Source organism: Bradyrhizobium sp., from assembly GCF_035570375.1.
In the GTDB taxonomy this organism is placed as follows: domain Bacteria; phylum Pseudomonadota; class Alphaproteobacteria; order Rhizobiales; family Xanthobacteraceae; genus Bradyrhizobium.
In genome coordinates this window covers 1-18,917 of record NZ_DATMLW010000055.1, presented here as the reverse complement: position 1 = coordinate 18,917, position 18,917 = coordinate 1, and the positions used below count along the sequence as shown (strand labels likewise).

The following is an 18,917-nucleotide window of genomic DNA, read 5'->3' as shown; positions in this document are numbered from 1 at the left end:
GCCGTGATCAAAAAGCGGCGATTGGCTCTATCTTGCGTGCGATTGGTGTGGCGAGCCGTCAAGTGAAATCCACGCTGGCACATTTGCCACAGATCGAACTCGCCGCAGGGCAGCGCGGTGGCTAGGGAACGCCAAACAATTCGATCCAAAGGAACACACGTTGGACAACGTCCAATTGACAGCCGCAAGGCTTAACCCCTTCTGATCTCCCTGCGGCGGCCGCCGATCCAGTGACCCGTCTGCAATTTGGTTAGCTCAAGACGTTCGTTATCTGCTCGCCAAGATCTATGCGGCCATCCGCGCTGTGTATGTAAGCGTTGATGACGTCTCCAGGCTGCAGGTATTGCGGGCGGCGACGCTGGGCTTTGATAAACAAATTCCAGAACTGTCGCTCCGGAAGCAACTGCAGGAGCCTCCGAATCGGGGCAGGCGGTACGCGAAGCGCACATCCGGAGGGCGTACCCGTCAGCAATACATCGCCCGGTCTGACGTTTGCGATAGTCGACAATTCGGAAATCGTTTCTGCGGGCTTGAACACCAGATTCTTTGTCGTATCGCGCTGACGAGGGGAACCGTTTACGGAGAGTTGTAATTCGAGCTGGTCGAGGTAGGCGAATTCGTCGGGCTCAAGAACCGTTAGCCAAGGACCTATCGGGCAAAATCCACGATAGCTCTTGCCCTTGAAGAATTGCATCTGCGGAAGCTGGACGTCCCGTGCACTGAGATCGTTCGCGATCGTGACGGCGAACACGTACTCCTTCAGCGTATCCTGGGTGACGGCGACAGATGACGAAATTGGCCGACGAAATACCAACGCAAGTTCGATTTCGTAGTCGAGCAACATGACGTGTTTTGGTCGCTGCACCGAGCCTCTTGCGGGGCTGATCGACGCATCCGACTTGGTGAAAAACATGTTGAACAGCTTTGCATCTGGGTCCATGCCGGATTCAATCATGTGTTGTCGATAATTGGCGCCCTGGCAGTAAACGCGGCAAGGCGCCGTTACCGGCGAGAGAATCTTCACTGAAACCATCGGTACACTGGCCGCTTTTCCCGATGCTGCGCGCCAGTCGGCCTCGCCTTGCTCGATCAAGGCGGCCGTCGTCGGATAGACGCCGTCGAGGGGTGATATTCCTGATGCTGATACGACACCCCAGTACGCAGTTCCCTCGGTTTCGTAGCGAGCTATGTTGGTAGCCATGTTTTCAAGTCCTTTTTGTTCGGTTGTTGTTTCGGTCAACGAGAGTATCGATCGGAAGGCGATTAGAGGATTTCGTCAGAAGGGGCGGTTCGGGTAAGCGGCGAACGATCTGCTCGGCCTCGTCGGCGGCCACGCCGAGCCCGCGCAAGACCCCGGAAACAGCGACCGGTACGTCAGAGAGCGAGAGACGCTTCTCACTGGCTGAACGCATCGCCTGAAGAACAATGCCAACGGCGATATCGAACCCGACTTCCGCCGAAACCGGCGCTATGCGTCCTTGCGCTATCGCGGCACGCAGGTCCTCGCTGAGTCGCTTGCGGGCGGCGGTGGCAACCGCCGGAAACGCCCAGACCCCCCGCGCGGCGAGTCCTCCCCAAGCCGGATCGTGCAGCGCTTGCCTGATGAACGCTGCGCAGCCCGTCGCTATCCGCTCGACCGGGTCGGCAATTCCGGTCCGATGAGGCTGGAGAAGGTCGTCCAGTTCGTGCGCCAGCTCATCCGCCACGGCCGCGCGCAAATCGTCGAGATGCTGAAAGTGAACGTAAAACGTCCCTTTCGCCAGTTCCGCTTCTCTCGTCACGTCATCGACTGTGATGGAATCGACCGGCCGGATCGCAAACAACGCACGCGCCGCCCGTATCAACTGGGCATGGCTCTTTGCGCGGAGCCGCAGCCCGATTTGCGCCCGGCGCACGAGGTCGACCCTGGCCATATCCGCTTACCTTTTTTGACTGTTCGAATATTTCATATTGACTTTTTAGTCATTATGACCAAATAGTGCAACACAAATTTTGGAGCCCCCGGGCCCGGCGTTAGAGGAGGCGCAAATGTCGAAGGAAATCGAAGTCAATTCCGGACCATTGCAGGAGTGCGAGGTCGCGATCGTAGGCGCAGGTCCGGTGGGCCTGATGACCGCAAACCTGCTTGGCTTGGCGGGCATCCGAGTTGTCGTTCTCGAACGCAACAAGGGACTTCTGGGACTGCCGCGAGCGATAGCTTATGACGCCGAGACACTACGTCTCTTCACTCAGGTCGGCCTTTTCAACGAGATCGCGCCCGGCCTCATTCAGAATCCGCATGTCCGCCACCTGAATGCGCGCAATGTCACATTGATGGCCGCGGATTTCCCCGTCCGAAGCCAATTTGGTCACTCGGCGTTGGGCACCTTCTATCAACCGGAGTTCGAAAAAGTCCTGCTCAAGGGGCTATCCCGCTTCGACAATGCTCGCACGCTGTTCGAACACGCAGTTACCGGGCTTGAACAGGACCCAAGCGGGGTCGTTCTGAAGATATCGGCGCCAGACGGCCCAAGTCTGCAGCGCGCGAACTACGTGGTCGCCTGTGACGGAGGCGCCAGTGGAATCCGCGAACTGCTTGGCGCACAGCTCATAGGTTCGACCTATGCGGAACACTGGCTGGTGATCGATGCGATCGTCAGGAATCACGGCGTAAGGCAGATCACCTTCAATTGCGATCCGCGCCGTCCGCGCGTGGAATTGCCGGCAGTCGGCGAGCGGGTGCGCTGGGAGTTCATGCAGCTGCCCGGCGAGACCGGGGAAGACCTCAAGAGCGACGACAAGATTTATTCTCTCGTCATGGAGCATACCAAGTATCGTTCGTTCGAAATCGAGCGGAAGGCGATCTACACCTTCCACGCGCGGGTCGCGGATCGCTGGCGGCTGGGACGTGTATTTCTGGCTGGCGACGCAGCGCATCTGATGCCGCCCTTCGCGGGTCAGGGCATGAACGGCGGCATGAAAGATGCCGTCAACCTTTCGTGGAAGCTTGTTTCAGTTCTGAGAGGACAGGCCCCTGACTCCATCCTTGACACATATCAGGTCGAACGCGCGCCAGTCGCGCGGAAAATGGTCGAGGTTTCGCGCCGTCTTGGCGCATTGATCATGCCGACGAACCGGATCACCGCAGCGGCACGGGACCTGCTCTTTGCCTGCCTCAACCTGTCCGGCAAATTCCGGGCTTTCATCGGCCGCGGCGGGGTCTTGCCAGCGCCCGAGATCCATCAGAGCGCGCTGACTGACAAAGGGCGGGACGTGCTGATCGGTCAGATGATGCCCCAGCCGACCGTCAATCCGGCGCAAGGGAACGAGCCGCTTGATGCGTTCCTTTCCTGTCATCAATGGCTGGCGCTCGGCATCGGAATCGATCCGGTCTCCATGTTGTCCGCCCGTGACTTGGCTGTTCTTGACGCCCTCCAGGCAAGATTTGTTTGTCTGAACGGGGGCATCAAGGACGCAAGGACGTTGTCGCTGCAATACATCGACCGCGGCTTTGCCGACTGGGCCAAGCGGCATCAAGTCCGGGCTGTTCTCGTTCGCCCCGATCGGTTCATTGCCGCCCGGCTCAACCCGGACAAGAACATTTCGGCCCTCACTCCCTTCACTCTTGCCGAGACTGCGCATCCATCGCGCGTCGCGGCCTAGCAATCCCGGATCAGGAGACATCCATGTCGCAAATTGCAGAACTCAACGGCGGACCCGGCAGCATCAAGCTGGCACGCAGCCGCGAACCAATCGTCAAAGCCAACGAACTTCTGTTTGTTCATTTTGAGCGTCCGGATATCGGCAAAGCCGAGCAATACCTGCTTGACTTTGGCCTGACCGTTGTCGCGAAAAGCGAAGGCGAGCTGTTCATGCGAGGAACAGGGTCGCAACCCTACATCTATCGCATCTCGATCGGTCCGGAAGCTCGATTCCTCGGGCTTGGATTGTCGGTTCCGACGAAGGAGGACCTCCAAAAGCTGTCGAAGGCCTCCGGTCGTCCAGTTGTCCCGGCGAATACTCCGGGTGGAGGCTCCGTCGTCCATCTGCGCGATCCCGAAGGCGTGGCCGTCGACGTCTTGCATGGCTTCGTGCCGAACAAGCCGCTCCCGGTTCGCTCTGCAATTCCCCATAACGCGCCGAACCAAATCGTTCGAGTGAACGACACCCAGCGCCCGGCGCTGGAGCCGCCCCAGGTCACCAAACTCGGACATCTCGTGCTCGAGGCGCCCGACTTCGACGTGAGCGTGCGCTGGTACATAGACATGCTGGGGTTCATTCCCTCCGACGTGATGTGCCTGCCCGACGGTGCGCTGGTCGGCTCCTTCATGCGTCTTGATCGCGGCGACGAGCCGACGGACCATCATACCTTGTTCGTGACGATGGGGCTGGAGTCCAAAGTTGATCACGTCGCCTTCGAAGTGGTCGATCTCGACGCCGTGGAAATGGGACAACAAGTCCTGCTTGCCAACCGTTACCGGCATTCATGGGGCGTCGGCCGTCATCTCCTCGGTAGCCAGATATTCGATTATTGGCGCGACCCATGGGGCCAAAAACACGAGCATTATGCAGACGGTGACCTGTTCGACTCCTCGCAGGAGCCTGGTTACCATCTGTTGGACCGGCAAGGTCTTTATCAATGGGGTCCCGATCTGCCGGATGATTTCATCGACGCGCGGCTGACGCTGCGGCGCCTCTGGATGGTCTGCAAGACTGCCGTGAGAGATAAGGCGCGGCTGAAAAAAATGCTGGCGCTCAAGAGCAGCCTATCGAAACCAGGGCGCGCCTGGCAGGGCTGACCAAGGACGAGGCGGCAGGCGGACTGCCTTTGTGGGTGAGTCCGCCAGCGACGCAGAAGTTCTCATCGCTGAGGACGGCATGCATCTGACCCTTCCAGTCGCTTCGACTCCGTTGCAGTAGCATTCGCCAGAATCAACCCCGAAATCCGCCGCCCTGATTTTTAACGCCCTGAGGAAGATCGTGATGCCGACACGCAGCCTATCGGATAATGAAGCAATCGAAGCGCAATCGATTTCGAGTCGCGCCCTTCCGGAAAGCATGTTCGAAGCTCTGCTCGCTAGCGCGAAGCGCAACCCTCACGCAAAGGCCCTTACTTTCTTTTAGGCTGCGAGCAGCTACAACCACGCCCACACCTGGACCGATGCGGAGTTTATCGCCGATGTGACGCGTGGGCGAATGGTCCTCACGGATTGTTTTAAATACGGCCGACGTAGCCAGTCTTCTTCCATTTCATTTCAATGTCGTCGGCGACGCAGCTTCTAATTGGATTTAGCCCAGCACTGCGTGATCCGGGTTCGAAATACTGCTTGAAGTCCACATGGGTCCGAAGATTAATGGGACGATAAAGTCCCATCTGATTGAAAATCAGCACGGGGCCGTTTTCGAAGCGTTGATAGACCGATTTGTGCATGGGAGACCGGGACACCCCCGTGTCGTCGGTCGGAAGCTTTCGTAAGCCTTTCTTGAAAAAGGAGCCCGCTTGCTCATCGTGTTGAGGGCCGCTCGAGTTTGGCCACAGTCCAAGAACACTCCCGTCATGTTTCAATCCGTCGGGAATGATGGATGCGGCGGCAACCATCCAATTCAAAGCGTCATCGGACAGACGAGCTTCGTTTTCAAAATAGCCACCGCCCACGTCAGCGTGAACACCAGGAAACCACACCTGCTCAAAATACAGGTTGCCACTGTCGTCCCGTTTATCTTGCTTGTCTGCCGTCGGAGTCCATCCGACTCTCGCGAAATCTGCGCGATCTTCGTCAATGGAAATCGCGTGCTTAGCATAGCCGACGTTCACGTTTAGGGTGGTGTCGTAAAACTTGTGTTTGGATCGGGTTAAATGCAGCGTCGCAAGGCGTTTGAAGATGCCGTACCCCGGTAACGAGGGAGCAATCTTCAAGTAGTTCTTTAAATAGATGAGGATTGCAAGCAAGACGCTGAAGTAACCAAGAACTCGGGCAATGCTTCCAGCCGTCGGAAGAACTGGCTCGAGCGCTGCTCCCAGGTAATGCAGCGCAAATGGAATGGCCAACACCGCGACGACCACAATCGGGCCTAGCCATTTATTTCCGAGCGCGGCTACGGTGTCGAACACTCCAATAAGGTAAGGAAAGACATTGGCCCGTTCGGCGCCATCTTTGATGACGGAACTGCCATGCTCGGATCTGAATTTTGCGGCGATGGCGTCACGCGTTCGCATCATAAAGGCAAGGTAGGGCCCGATCTTGGCCCGATCGTAAGAGGAGCAAAACTGATAGACATCCTTCACCGCATGCTCTGCCAGTGCGCGTGATCCCTTTAGATCGAGTTGCAACGGAGTGCCATCGGGTAGGTGCCTTGGAATTCCGCAATAGGCAATGACGCCGCCAAGAGAGCGAACCGTGTAGGCACCTCGGCTAAAGCCGATGAGAAAGATCCGGTCGCCGTTCTCGTAGAGCCTGATAATAGCCGCGTAGCAGTCGATGATGTTATTGGTGATGCCTAACCCCGTGGCCATGCTTAGGAGGTTATAGATCCATCGCATCCAGCCGATCTTAAATTGACTGCCGTCAGCAGCGGACCCTAGACCTGGATCATAGAAGGCCACTTGCTCAGCGGGATTAATTGGTGTGTCTGGTCCAACTCGGCATGCCCGATACAGTTTGTAAACGTTGGTGCGCGCTTCGTCGAAATTGATTCCGCCAGCTTGGCCTGTGCCGTCCGAAAAGATAACAATATTTTTTGCCATCGCATATTCCCGCCAGAGCGCGGGTATCATTTACATTAGAAGTTGTACCGGCCGAAAGGACCGCGAGGCGGATCGCTCGATAAACCCTGTGGAGAAAGAGACATTCGCCGTCTCGTAGAGCTAGCCGAGCATCTGCTCATGCGCTGACCAGGTTAGAGGCAAAGTCTTAGGAATTCTGAGGAGCGTCACCCCTGCCGCGTGGCGACCTTCGAGGATTGCCCGGATAAGGCCGGGCGCGAGGAATGCAAAGCGCAGAGCTTGCCGCACGACTTTCGCGTGGAGTTTCGCCGTGGCAGCAAGCTCTTCAACCGATGAGAAGCGCCCATTCTTTAGATCGGCCAGCCAGGCGTGGGCCCGCACAATGGCTTGTACCAGCTTCGGATCTGGTTTGTGTTCTGAGTGAGCTGGCACGCAATCGAAGCTGGGTTTGTTGGACGTCCAGGGAATTTCAATGGTCGGAGCCGGCGAGTCGCTGTCCTTGGCGTTGACGGTAACGCGGATCTGGGTGTCGCGAAGTACGACACGCTCAATCCAATCTGTAATGGCCTGACCCGAAGCATCTGCCATATCCAACTTTCCCCGAACGGCTTCCTCGACAGCCCCCTCGATTTCGCCAGCGGCTATGCGCCGGACCGAGCCGGCCTTGTCCTTTCGGCCGCGGAGCAGGGCTGAGCTGACATAAAACCGGTAACGAACGCCGTTCTTGCGGGAAAAACTCGGACTCATGAGATTGCCGCGGTCGTCGTACAGCTTCCCCATCAGCGACGCCCCGCTTTCCGAGCGCTTTACCTTCCGCTGGGTGGCGGCGCTTTTGAGCAGCTGCTGGACCCGGTCGAAGGTCTCGCGGTCAACAATGGCCTCGTGTTCGCCTTTGAACCATTTGCCGCCGTGGTGCATCTCGCCGAGATAGATTCGGTTCTTGAGAAAATAGGCGAGGGGACCATAGGTAAAGGGAATGCCGCCCTGGTATTTTGCCACTCTCGTATTTCTCCGCGATTGCGGTGGTGATCCTCGCACTCGGCGGCACCCTGTTCTTCTTTGACGGTCGCGACTTCTTCCCGCTGATCGACGGCGGGCAAATCCAGCTGCACGTCCGTGTTCCAGCCGGCACGCGCATCGACAAGACGGAAGCTATCTTTCAGCAGGTGGAAGAAAAGATCCGTGAGGTGATCCCGGAGCACGAGCGCGACCTCATCGTCGACAACATCGGCCTGCCAGCGCGCTCCTACAACTATGCCTTCGGCGACGGCACCGCGACGGGCGTCAACGACGGCGTCATCCTGGTGGCACTGAAGGAGGACCACAAGCCGACCGCGACCTACATCAAGAAGCTGCGCCAGGTGCTGCCGGCAGAATTCCCGGAGAACATCTTCTATTTCCAGGCCGCCGACATGGTGACACAGATCCTGAATTTCGGCATTCCGGCGCAGATCAACGTGCGCACGGTGGGCTACAACCGCGCCAACAACCTGCGCATCGCGCGCGAGATGCAGCAGAAGATCGCGGCGATCCCTGGCCTTGCCGACGTGCACCTGCAGCAGGAGATCAACGGACCGGAGTTCTTCGCGGAGATCGACCGCGCCCGCGCCAGCCAGTTCGGACTGACGGTGAGTGACATCGCGCTCAACCTGAACACCTCGCTCGCTTCGTCGCAGCAGGTATCCCCAAATTTCTGGACCGATCCGGCGAACGGGACACCCTACTATCTAGCGGTGCAGACGCCCGAATACCGCACCGACACCTTCAACGACCTGAAGAACACGCCGGTGACTAAGTTCGCAGTCGGCAACAACGGCAGCCCGGTCCCAGGGCTGCTCAGCAACGTGGCGACGTTGAAGCGCGACTCGATCCCGACCAACGCCAACCAGGCTAACGTGCAGCCGCTGTACGAGATCTACGCCAACGCCGACGGCCGCGACCTCGGCTCGCTCTCGGCCGACATCAACAAAGTGGTCGACCAGTACAAGTCGCAGCTCACGCCCGGAAACCGGATCGAGGTGGTAGGCCAGATCGACAGCATGAACTCGGCGTTCCGCGACCTCGCAATTGGTATTTTGTTCGCCGCAGTGTTTGTCTACCTGCTGATGGTGGTGAACTATCAGACCTGGGGCGACCCCTTCGTGGTGATCCTGGCACTTCCCGCGACCTTCTGCGGTATTGTCACCATGCTTTACATCACCAGCACCACGCTGAGCATGCCCTCGCTCATGGGAGCGATCATGGCGATCGGTGTCGCCTCGGCGAACTCGATCCTGCTGGTGACCTTCGCCCGCGAGCAGCAGTTCGCCGGCCACAGCGCGTTCGAGGCGGCGATCGCCGCCGGCCGTACCCGTATCCGCCCGGTGTTGATGACGGCAACCGCGATGATCGTCGGCATGATCCCGATGGCGATCGGCGGCCCGGGCGAGGAACAGAACGCGGCCCTGGCCCGCGCTGTGATCGGCGGGCTCCTGTTCGCCACCCCGACCACCCTTTTCGTAGTACCATACCTTTTCGCGTTGCTGCGCAAGGGCAATGACGGCAAACCCGCGCAGGGCGTCTTTGCAGAGGACCCGGTATGAACGAGCTCTCACCGCCCCCGGACAACGGCGTCCTGGTGCATGAACACCCGGTCGATCATCAGTCCGTGCAGACGCCCGTGCAATCGAAAGGTAGGGCCGGCCGCACCCTCCTGGCCTTTCTGGTAATCACCCTTCTCGTCGGCACCCTCGGCTACGGCTTCTGGAAGCATTACACGGTGCACGCCGAGGTGATGGCGACCGCAAATGCCCGGCGCGACTTCGTGCCGGCGGTGCGCGCTGCGGCGGTGCGCGCCTCGGAGCCGTTTCGCGTCGCGAGTTGGCCCGGGACTACCGAAGCCTTCGAGCAGGCAAACATCTATGCCCGCGCCAGCGGCTACATCTCCAAGCGCAACGTCGACATCGGCAGCCGGGTGAAGGCCGGCGATCTGCTCGTGGAGATAACTGCACCTGAGATCGAGCACCAGATCGCTCAGGCTGAGGGGACCTTGACACAGCTGCGCGCTACCCTCGAACAGGCGCAGGCCCAACGCGAACTCGCCCAGGTGACATGGGACCGCGACCGGAAGCTGGTGCAGCAGGGCTGGGCGACCCTGCAGCAGGGCGACACCGATCGGCTGACTTTGCAGGCACGGGACGCGGCGGTTTCGGTCGCAACCGCCAACATCGTCGCACAGGAGGCGCAGCTGCGGGTCCTGAACCAGCAGAAGACGTATCAAAGCGTGACCGCGCCATTCGACGGCGTCATCACCCAGCGCAACGTCGACGTAGGCAGCCTGGTTCAGGCCGACGCTGCCAGCGGCACCTTCATGTTCACGCTCGCGCACGCCGACGTCATCCGCATCCAGCTCTATGTGCCGCAGGACGACGCCATCGGCGTAACGCCGGGTACGCAGGCCGTGGTGCGCGTGCCGGAAATCCCGGGCCGTGACTTCCCCGGCAGCGTCGCCCGCATCGCCGATGCGCTGCAGCCCGGCACCCGCACGCTCTTGACCGAGATCGACGTGCCGAACCCGGAGCACACGCTGTCCCCGGGGATGTATTGCCGCGTGGAATTGAAGATCCCGCGCAAGGCGCAGTCCCTGATCGTGCCGTCGGAGGCGATCATCTTCAACCGCAATGGGCTCTCGGTTGCCGTGGTAGAGAACGATACGGCGCGGATCCGGCCCATCACCGCGGTGCGCGACTTCGGCACCTCGGTCGAGGTGAGCACGGGTGTTGCCGCCGGCGACCGGGTGATCCTGAACCCGCAGGTCGACCTCACGGACGGCCGCAAGGTGACGATCCGACCCGATCCGCCGAAGCCAGACCAGAAGAAGTCGTAGGGTTTAGGTACGCTGTTTCCGGAGTCGTCATCGGTTCGCGCGGACGTCAGCAAACTCGCCGACCTCGATACGATGTTCGCCACGCGATCGACGGCGGGGTCTCAGCCATTTCGCCCGTGGGCGCTTGAGCTTCGTCGCAGAGAGTCGCGACCGTTCCTGTTTGAAATTCCACTTCCGCTTGTAGTCGGAGAGTTCGATGTCGTTGGTCAGGGTGACGCCCGGTATGCCGGCGTCGATCAGCGTAAGCGACTTGAAGTCCTGCGGAAACTGCAGCGCCCAGCTGTAGGCGCACCACGCGCCGAAATCGTGCGCCACCACAAGCAGCGGTGCGCCAAGTCAATCCACGAACGCATGAAACACCTTGGGCACCTTGTTTCCATGGCCGATCCGATCGAAGGCGATCTTTTTCGCTTCGGCCCTTGCATCGAGCGATGAGGCGGCGGCAGTCGCGTTGAGTCTGGCACCCATGCCCAAAGCACCCGCAAATACGCCGACGCCTTCCAGGAGATTTTTTCGAAGCCGCCGCCGGCTGCGGCAAAGCCGTCAGTGACCTGTAACGACTCGATGGCGCCGTGTACCTCCAACGGGCTGACGCCCTCGCCGTGCGTGATCAGACCACCGGCGATACTGATTTCGCGAGCCGAGCCACCCGGTTTGAGGCTAAGCGCAATAGCCGAAAGCTTCACAACGACGCCTTTGACCAGGGAGTTGCCGGCGCCGCCAAAGGTTTCGATGCCGCGCCGAACCTTGATCTTCCCAACCGGCTGACTGATCTGGACGCCGACCGCGCCGTCGGCATGCGTGACGATACGTTCGAATTCGGCGGAATTCACCGTTCCGGTAATAGACGTTAAAGCCGCGCGCGCCCTGACCGAATGTTTCGATTGGCGCTTCCACCTGAAGCACATTGACGGTGCCGAAATTGACGAAGCCGATGCCGCTTTGGCCATGCGAAGTTATTTTGTCTTCCGCTACCCACCGGTCCACGACGCCCCAGTTATCAAGCACCATGTCGTTCACCCCGTAGGTCGTGACCGGTCCGCGATTGCGCACGCTGTCCGTGAAAGGCTGCATGTTTCAAAGCGTAAAGGCGCCATGCAGAACGTAAACGCCGTAGCCGTGCGGCCGTTCGGTTTCCGCGCGTGCATCGGCCGCGATGATGTCGAGTCCGTTCACATCGACATGCCCGCCGCGCACCTGGCCGCGCGCGAGAATTTGCACGGGCCCGATAGTGGTAACGCCGTGCAATTCGATGCGACCCAAAGTCGTGCAGGCGGTGTCATTAAAGATTGCGCGCTTCTCCGGCGAGGCACACAGATAGAGATCGTGGACGCTGTTGTCGGATGAAAGCTCAATGCCGTCGGCGCCGGGCGTAAATGCGATGGTCGCCCCCTCGGCTGCGCCGCACAAAGATCGGCCTTGCGACAGTCGGATGGTCGGCACGTCAACCACCCGGCCGCTGATAACAACTCTTGCGATGCTCTCATCTTCGATCGCCGCAATGAGCTCACCGGTTGTTGTGACCCACTTTTCCGCTGTGTTCATGGACGCATCCTTCGTGCACCGGAGCAACAACGCCGATCATCTGCTTCACAGCGGATTGGTGGTGGAAAAGCTGTAGCGCGCGATCCGCCACTGGCCGTCGTCGCCTTTCTTGAAGATAAAAAGTTCCTGGTTGGCTTCGCGGCTCGTAGCGCCGGTGGCGTTGATCTTCCGGGCGCCTGTGGAATTGGTCCGCACCAAAGCCCATTGCGATGACATCACTACAAGTTCGGCGATGGTGAATTTGACCTTGAGGGTGATGGCTTTGAATACCGCATCATGGGCTTGCCGCACCGACGCCTTGCCGACCGCGGATTGATTGTTCGGCGCCATGAACACGCCATCCTCGGCGTAAAGCGGCATGGCTGCTTCGGTGTTTGAGGCGTTCAGTGCGCTTTCATAGGATGACATCAGGTTCCTAATCGCCGTTTCGTCCGCTATGGTGCTACCTGACATTGGCTGTCCCTCCATGGCATTATTTTCCCGCTCGGAAGAGTAGCCGGATCATTGCGGACGTTTAGCTGGAAAAGTCGGGAATCAGATTTCCAGATTTGGACAACCGATGACGGACCTCAATGCGTTAGTTGTCTTTGCAAAAGTTGTCGAAGCCAAGAGCTTTTCCGAAGCTGCTCGCCGCCTCGGTATGCCGGTCTCGACGGTAAGCCGTCGCGTAGCGGAGCTTGAAGATCAGCTCGGCGTTCGCCTGCTTGACCGGTCGACGCGAAATCTGCGGCAGACGGATCTGGGATCGGAAGTGCTCGAGCATGCGCAGCGCAGCGCTGAAGCCAGCGAAGCTGTGCAGAATATCGTGTCGAACCGCCAGTCGAGCGTGTCGGGCACGCTGCGGCTGTCGGCACCGCCCAACATTTCCGATACCGTGTTGAGCCCGCTGGTTACCGCGTTCCAGGCGAGTTACCCCAACGTTCGTGTGCAGATTTTGATTGCCGAGCGCTAGGTGAATTCGCTCTGCGCCTTTGCACGGTTGCTGAGCGACCGTACCGATTACGAAATTTCCGTTTTGGTTGGTAGAAGCAGGTCGGAATCCCGTTTCTTGTTCCCACCGCCGCTCATCGAACCGAACGTGCTCATGGGGCGGATCGGGCCTAACGCAGGCGGCTCCGGACCATTGAAAGTGCGTCATCGGATCACGACGTTTCTTGAGGCGTTGAGCGGTGCCTTCACTGCTTTCCGCGCCCTTTCCTGGGGGGCGACTTCGTGTCCTGGGCTATTTGTATGCAGCTGAGGAGATCGAGATAGCTCGTCGTACCTAGGGAGCGAGCGTCACTTTCACATCGTTTCCGTATCGCAACCGGAGTTGACACCCAAAGGGCATTTAGCTGCTGCTTTGCACTTTCCTCATCACGCATACAGTCCGTAATGTTCTGATCAGGCGGTGACCCCACCTTTTTTGCGTCGGCCGATCTAGCCTCGCATATCGCCTTGACGTCTAGTTTCGGACTCTGACCGAATGCGGGGAGTAGAGACAGCAACACTACAAAAAGCACTACAGCGCGCTTCATTCGAACCTCTCGTGCGATGGGGCTCGAACAGGAGAACCTATTGATGGCATGGCGGTTCCCGCGCGAGGGGTGATTGCTGGCTGACTCTCGAAAGAGTTAGACAGAGTCATCTCCACGGATATTGCAACGCGCGCGATCTCTAACGTCGCTGGCAAAAGGATGTGTTAGTGGCCTGACCACGCGGATGTGTTTAGTTCTCTGATTTAATAAACAATAGATAAATCAAAGGTTGGACGTCGCGGCTGGGTTATTTGGCTGGTGTCGGCGCGTGCGTCAGGGCAGCTTACGTCAGGATGGCAGCCATATTTTTCATTCTGCGAGCATACGAACGTTTTCGGATTCCTCCTTGACCACGTCGGCGAACGGGTATCAAATGTTTAATACTAAACTAAACTGAACATCGCGCCTGGAGGCGACCCAAGGACCATCGCGATCGCTCGTGAAGCATGATCGATTGCCTCCCTTGATCCTGTCTGCCTCAAGCCCGCCCGGGCTTCGATGATGTCGGCCGCTTCCGGATAAGGGCGCTTCCGGTGCAGCGTGGGAAAGCGTCAGGAGAGGGAATGCACATGCGAAAATCCGCGACTGAAGGGTGGTCGAAGTGGGCAGGCGGAGCGCTTGCTCTCTTTGCAGGTGTCACATTGTCGGCCGTCGCAAGCAGGCCGGCTGTGTCAGAAAGCAAGCAGCTCACGCTGTGTTGGGCAGCTTGGGATCCGGCCAACGCGCTGGTCGAGCTTGGCAAGGACTTTACCAAGCAGTCCGGCATCGAGATGAAATATGAATTCGTGCCCTGGACAAGTTATGCCGATCGCTTCCTCAATGAGCTCAACTCCCACGGGAAGCTGTGCGATCTCATCATCGGCGACAGTCAGTGGATCGGCGGCGCCGCCGAAAACAACTGGTACGTCAAACTGAATGACTTCTTCGCCAAAGAGCACATCTCAATGGACGATTTCGTGCCGGCGACGGTCGTCGGCTATTCGGAGTGGCCGAAGAACTCGCCGAACTATTGGGCGCTGCCCGCGATGGCCGATGCGGTGGGCTGGACCTATCGCAAGGACTGGTTCGCGAGGCCGGAAATTCAGTCGGCGTTCAAGGCCAAGTATGGCCGCGATCTCGCGCCGCCGAAAACTTTTGATGAGCTGAAGCAGATCGCGGAGTTTTTCCAGGGGCGTGAGATCGACGGCAAAAAGGTCTATGGCGCCTATATCTTCACCGAGCGCGGCTCGGAAGGCATCACGATGGGCGTAACAAACGTTCTCTACAATTACGGCTTCAACTACGAGAATCCGAAGAAGCCCTACCAGATGCAAGGCTTTGTCAACTCGCCGGATGCGGCAAAGGGGCTCGAGTTCTACAAGGAGCTCTACAAGTGCTGTACGGCGCCAGGATTGACCAACGCCTACATGCAGGAGGGCCTAGATGCCTTCAAGTCCGGCCAGGTGGCGATACAGATGAATTGGTTCGCCTTCTTCCCCGGCCTTTACAAGGATCCGAACGTCGGCGGCGACAAGATCGGCTTCTTCGTCAATCCGGCCGGTCCCAAGGGACATTTTACCCAGCTCGGCGGCCAAGGCATCTCAGTAGTCGCGACGTCGGACCACAAGGATGATGCACTCACTTACATCAAGTGGTTTGCGCAGCCCTCCGTGCAGCAGAAATGGTGGCAGATTGGTGGCTATTCGGCCCTGAAGGCAGTTGTCGATGCGCCTGATTTCCCTGGGAGTGCGCCGTTCGCTCCGCAATTCCTGGAGTCGATGGCGATCGTGAAGGACTTCTGGGCCGAGCCGTCTTATGCCCAACTCTTGCTCGACATGCAAAAGCGAGTGCATGACTACGTCGTCGCCGACAAGGGAACGTCGCAGCAGGCGCTCGATCTTCTGGTGAAGGACTGGACCAAGGTCTTTAAGGAGCAGGGCAAGCAGGTCGCCTCCCAGTAAATGCGGCGTTCGCACTCAACGCACTCGAGATGAATCGGCTTCCCCGGAGCTGTGCCCGGGGAAGTTGAACCGGCCAGCCGATGGACAAAATGACCACGATCCCTCATCCCGATCAGGCCAGGATTGCCGGCATGGGTGAGCCTGGCAAGGTTCGCAGCAGGACTCGCGCCGCGAAGCGCGCGCGCGGCCTGTCGGACCGGACGATGGCGTGGTTGTTCGTTGCGCCAACGATCGCGCTCTTGCTGGCGATCAATATCTTTCCGCTGGTCTGGATGATCCGGCTTTCCTTCACCAGCCTTAACCTCAGCATGTCTTATCTGCCGCTGCGGTTCGTCGGCCTCGACAATTTTAGCGACATTCTGTCTGACGACGATATCTGGATCCGGCTGCAGACCACGGCGCAATTCGTGATCGCGTCGGTAGCGCTCCAGGTCGTCGTCGGGTTTGGGCTCGCGCTCTTGATCAACCGCCGATTTCGCGGTCACAGTTTTTGGACCACCATCATCCTTTTGCCGATGATGCTGTCGCCGGCCGTGGTCGGCAATTTCTGGACGTTTCTGTACCAGCCGCAGATCGGACTGTTCAACTACGTCGTCGCCTTCCTCACCGGCCGCGACGCCTCGTCGTTCCAGATGCTGGGCGACGTGACGCTCAGTCCGTGGGCCATCGTCATCGTCGACGCCTGGATGTGGACGCCCTACGTGATGCTGATCTGCCTGGCCGGCCTGCGCTCGATACCGGACTACATCTATGAGGCGGCGGAGGTCGACCGCGCGTCCAAATGGCGGCAGTTCTGGTCGATCACGCTGCCGATGGCGCTGCCGTTCATCATGCTTGCGGTGCTGTTCCGCGGCATCGAGAACTTCAAGATGTTCGACATGGTCAACCTGCTCACCGGCGGCGGGCCGGGATCGACCACCGAAGTCGCCTCGATCACGCTCAAGCGCGCGGCGTTCGAGAGCTGGCGGACCGGCTATTCCTCGGCCTTCGCGATCATTCTGTTCGTGACGGTGTTCGGCCTTGCCAACATCTATGTGAAGGCGCTGAACCGGGTGAAAAGCCGATGAGCCTTTCCAATGCAGCCCATTCCGTCGTCGAACCCTCGGCCGGCACGCGCCGCTTCGCCGGCTCGCTGGTGGTGCTCTATGCCGTCATCACCATGATTCCACTGGTCTGGATCGTGCTGACTTCGTTCAAGTCGCCGGACGATGCGATCTCCTATCCGCCAAAAATCCTGTTCACGCCGTCGCTCGAAGGCTATTGCAATCTCTTCACGACGCGCTCGCGCCAGACGCCGGAATTCATCAGGACGTTGGGACCGCCGCGGGGGCTCTGCGACGGCATCGCGCGCGACCGCAACATGGTCATCGCGGGGCCGTCGAACTATGTGCCGCGCTTCGTCAATTCGTTGATCATCGCCTTCGGCTCGACGGTGCTCGCCGTCGCCCTCGGGACGCTGTCGGCCTATGGCTTCTCGCGCTTCCGCGTGCCGCTGAAGGACGATCTGCTGTTCTTCATCCTGTCGACCCGGATGATGCCGCCGATCGCGGTCGCGATCCCGATCTACCTGATGTACCGCACTCTCGGGCTGTCGGATACGAGACTCGGGATGATCCTGCTCTACACCTCGGTCAACGTTTCGCTCGCGGTATGGCTGCTCAAGGGCTTCATCGACGAGATCCCGCGCGAGTACGAAGAGGCGGCGATGATCGACGGCTATACCCGCTTCCAGGCCTTCGTGAAGGTGGTGCTGCCGCAGGCGACGACCGGGATAGCGGCCACCGCGATCTTCTGCCTGATCTTCGCCTGGAACGAATACGCCTTCGCCGTGCTTCTGACCTCCGGCAACGCGCAGACCGCACCGCCCTTCATTCCGATCATCATCGGCGAGGGCGGGCAGGACTGGCCCGCGGTGGCCGCCGGCACGACGTTCTTCCTGGTGCCGATCGTGGTGTTCACCGTGCTGTTGCGCAAGCATCTGTTGCGCGGCATCACCTTTGGAGCGGTCCGCAAATGAGCTTTGAGGCGAACTCATCGATGCGGCGTGCCGGATTCGCGGACAGCATTCTGCGCCGCGGTCCGCTGGAGGCGATTGCGACCACGATCATCGCCGCGGGTGTCGTCATGCTGATGCAGCCGTTTTCCCTGACGCTGTATTCCCTGTCGTTCGCGACCACGCTGTTCGGGACGGTAATGTTCACCATCGTCTCGAAGGTCAGGGAGTAGGGCGTCATGGCACAGATCAGGGTCGACGCGCTCAACAAATCCTTCGGCACGTTTCATGCCGTCAAGGCCGCCAGCTTCACGGTAGAAGACGGCCAGTTCCTCTGCCTGCTCGGGCCTTCCGGCTGCGGCAAGACGACGACGCTGCGCATGATCGCAGGGCTGGAATTGCCGACCGCCGGCACCATTCGGCTCGGCGGCGAGGACGTCACGATGAATCGCGCCTCGGCGCGCGATATCGCCTTCGTATTCCAGCTGTTTGCGCTCTATCCGCATTTGAACGTCCGGCGCAATATCGGCTTTCCCTTGAAATGCGAGGGCGTCGGTGCGGCGGAGCGCGAGCGGCGGGTCGAGGAGGTCGCGAGGATCCTGCGCATCTCCCATCTGCTCGACCGATCGGTGTCGGGACTTGCCGGCGGCGACCGGCAGCGCGTCGCGCTTGGCCGGGCGATCGTGCGCAAGCCGAAATGCTTCCTGATGGACGAGCCGCTCGGGGCGCTCGATACCGAGATGCGCGAGGCGATGATCCACGAACTGCGCGCGCTGCATGACCGACTCGGCGCCACCACGGTCTATGTGACGCATGACCAGCTCGAGGCGATGGCGATGGCCGACAGGATCGCCGTGATGAACCACGGCGTCGTCGAGCAGGTCGCGAGTCCGCGCGACATCTACGACCGTCCCGCTTCGCTGTTCGTCGCGGACTTCATCGGTTCGCCGCCGATGAACTTCCTGCCGTTTCGCGACGGCCTGCAGGCCGGCGCGCGGGCGATCCGGCTCGGCGAGCGCGATGTCGCCATTCCGACCGCGCGCGAGGCGCTTTCGGAAAGCGATCTCGTGCTCGGGGTTCGGCCCGAGCATGTGCGTTTCACCGATCAGGGCATGGTGCGGGGCGAGGTCTATGGCTCGGAATATCTCGGCACGACGCAGATCGTGACCGTGACGACACGCTACGGCGCGCTCAAGGCCCGCGCGTCCGCCAGCATTTGCTTTGGGATCGGCGAGAATGTCGGGCTCGACTTCCGCCCCGATACGCTGTCGATCTTCGACAAGGAGTCGGGCCGGGCAATCCGCACCGCATTGTACGAAGGAGGGGTGCATGGCTGAAGTCGAGATCAGGGCCG

The 18,917-nt window shown here is 59.7% G+C and carries 19 protein-coding genes; 11 read left to right on the top strand and 8 right to left on the bottom strand.

Translation table 11 applies throughout. From position 1 onward, the window contains the following. Positions 1-250: 250 nt before the first annotated feature. A complete protein-coding gene (locus VNX23_RS06345) occupies positions 251-1,240 on the bottom strand; it encodes a fumarylacetoacetate hydrolase family protein (RefSeq protein WP_325628331.1) in 990 nt (329 codons plus the stop codon). Continuing rightward, a complete protein-coding gene (locus tag VNX23_RS30990; protein ID WP_414642953.1) occupies positions 1,206-1,913 on the bottom strand; it encodes a TetR/AcrR family transcriptional regulator in 708 nt (235 codons plus the stop codon). The genes VNX23_RS06345 and VNX23_RS30990 overlap by 35 nt, the downstream gene beginning before the upstream one ends. Before the next feature lie 115 nt (positions 1,914-2,028). On the opposite strand from VNX23_RS30990, the gene VNX23_RS06335 reads away from it, so the two are divergent. Together VNX23_RS06335 and VNX23_RS06330 are read left to right on the top strand one after the other, a co-directional pair. Further along, complete coding sequence (locus VNX23_RS06335) at positions 2,029-3,642, top strand: bifunctional 3-(3-hydroxy-phenyl)propionate/3-hydroxycinnamic acid hydroxylase (protein WP_325628329.1); 1,614 nt, start codon at positions 2,029-2,031, stop codon at positions 3,640-3,642. Positions 3,643-3,665: 23 nt separating this feature from the next. After that, the gene (locus tag VNX23_RS06330) at positions 3,666-4,778 is read left to right on the top strand and encodes a VOC family protein (RefSeq protein WP_325628328.1); all 1,113 of its coding nucleotides are present in this window, start codon (positions 3,666-3,668) and stop codon (positions 4,776-4,778) included. 416 nt (positions 4,779-5,194) lie between these two features. Here the strand turns inward: VNX23_RS06330 and VNX23_RS06325 are convergent, their stop codons facing one another. Next, positions 5,195-6,724, bottom strand: a complete 1,530-nt coding sequence (locus tag VNX23_RS06325; RefSeq protein ID WP_325628327.1) for a DUF2235 domain-containing protein — start codon at positions 6,722-6,724, stop codon at positions 5,195-5,197. Positions 6,725-6,844: 120 nt separating this feature from the next. After that, positions 6,845-7,702 carry a recombinase family protein gene (locus VNX23_RS06320; protein ID WP_325628326.1) on the bottom strand — a complete coding sequence of 286 codons (858 nt, stop codon included), beginning with the start codon at positions 7,700-7,702 and terminating at the stop codon, positions 6,845-6,847. Between the two features lie 23 nt (positions 7,703-7,725). On the opposite strand from VNX23_RS06320, the gene VNX23_RS06315 reads away from it, so the two are divergent. Further along, complete coding sequence (locus VNX23_RS06315; RefSeq protein ID WP_325628325.1) at positions 7,726-9,285, top strand: efflux RND transporter permease subunit; 1,560 nt, start codon at positions 7,726-7,728, stop codon at positions 9,283-9,285. Further along, positions 9,282-10,568: an efflux RND transporter periplasmic adaptor subunit gene (locus VNX23_RS06310; protein WP_325628324.1), complete on the top strand. Its 1,287-nt coding sequence runs from the start codon at positions 9,282-9,284 to the stop codon at positions 10,566-10,568. The genes VNX23_RS06315 and VNX23_RS06310 overlap by 4 nt, the downstream gene beginning before the upstream one ends. Positions 10,569-10,595: 27 nt before the next feature. On the opposite strand, the gene VNX23_RS06305 is transcribed toward VNX23_RS06310, so the two are convergent. Further along, positions 10,596-10,883, bottom strand: a complete 288-nt coding sequence (locus VNX23_RS06305) for a hypothetical protein (RefSeq protein ID WP_325628323.1) — start codon at positions 10,881-10,883, stop codon at positions 10,596-10,598. 21 nt (positions 10,884-10,904) lie between these two features. Further along, a complete protein-coding gene (locus VNX23_RS06300; RefSeq protein WP_325628322.1) occupies positions 10,905-11,036 on the bottom strand; it encodes a hypothetical protein in 132 nt (43 codons plus the stop codon). 104 nt (positions 11,037-11,140) lie between these two features. On the opposite strand from VNX23_RS06300, the gene VNX23_RS06295 reads away from it, so the two are divergent. Continuing rightward, a complete protein-coding gene (locus VNX23_RS06295) occupies positions 11,141-11,422 on the top strand; it encodes a hypothetical protein (RefSeq protein ID WP_325628321.1) in 282 nt (93 codons plus the stop codon). A gap of 223 nt (positions 11,423-11,645) precedes the next feature. On the opposite strand, the gene VNX23_RS06290 is transcribed toward VNX23_RS06295, so the two are convergent. Together VNX23_RS06290 and VNX23_RS06285 are read right to left on the bottom strand one after the other, a co-directional pair. Continuing rightward, positions 11,646-12,113, bottom strand: coding sequence for a hypothetical protein (locus VNX23_RS06290; protein ID WP_325628320.1), 468 nt, complete (start codon positions 12,111-12,113; stop codon positions 11,646-11,648). A 45-nt stretch (positions 12,114-12,158) separates the two neighbouring features. Continuing rightward, positions 12,159-12,566: an SgcJ/EcaC family oxidoreductase gene (locus VNX23_RS06285; RefSeq protein ID WP_325628319.1), complete on the bottom strand. Its 408-nt coding sequence runs from the start codon at positions 12,564-12,566 to the stop codon at positions 12,159-12,161. A gap of 106 nt (positions 12,567-12,672) precedes the next feature. Between VNX23_RS06285 and VNX23_RS06280 the strand changes: the two genes are divergently transcribed. The 6 genes from VNX23_RS06280 (at position 12,673) to VNX23_RS06255 (ending at position 18,900) form a co-directional block, all read left to right on the top strand. Then, entirely contained in the window at positions 12,673-13,065 is a 393-nt protein-coding gene (locus VNX23_RS06280; protein ID WP_325628318.1) for a LysR family transcriptional regulator, read from the top strand. Positions 13,066-14,199: 1,134 nt separating this feature from the next. After that, complete coding sequence (locus tag VNX23_RS06275; RefSeq protein ID WP_325628317.1) at positions 14,200-15,570, top strand: ABC transporter substrate-binding protein; 1,371 nt, start codon at positions 14,200-14,202, stop codon at positions 15,568-15,570. 131 nt (positions 15,571-15,701) lie between these two features. Further along, on the top strand, positions 15,702-16,637 hold the full coding sequence (locus tag VNX23_RS06270; RefSeq protein ID WP_325628332.1) for a sugar ABC transporter permease: 936 nt from the start codon (positions 15,702-15,704) through the stop codon (positions 16,635-16,637). Further along, positions 16,634-17,587, top strand: a complete 954-nt coding sequence (locus tag VNX23_RS06265) for a carbohydrate ABC transporter permease (RefSeq protein WP_325628316.1) — start codon at positions 16,634-16,636, stop codon at positions 17,585-17,587. Before VNX23_RS06270 ends, VNX23_RS06265 begins: the two co-directional genes overlap by 4 nt. Beyond that, positions 17,584-17,796, top strand: coding sequence for a hypothetical protein (locus VNX23_RS06260; protein WP_325628315.1), 213 nt, complete (start codon positions 17,584-17,586; stop codon positions 17,794-17,796). The genes VNX23_RS06265 and VNX23_RS06260 overlap by 4 nt, the downstream gene beginning before the upstream one ends. 6 nt (positions 17,797-17,802) lie before the next feature. After that, entirely contained in the window at positions 17,803-18,900 is a 1,098-nt protein-coding gene (locus tag VNX23_RS06255; protein WP_325628314.1) for an ABC transporter ATP-binding protein, read from the top strand. Positions 18,901-18,917 lie beyond the last annotated feature (17 nt).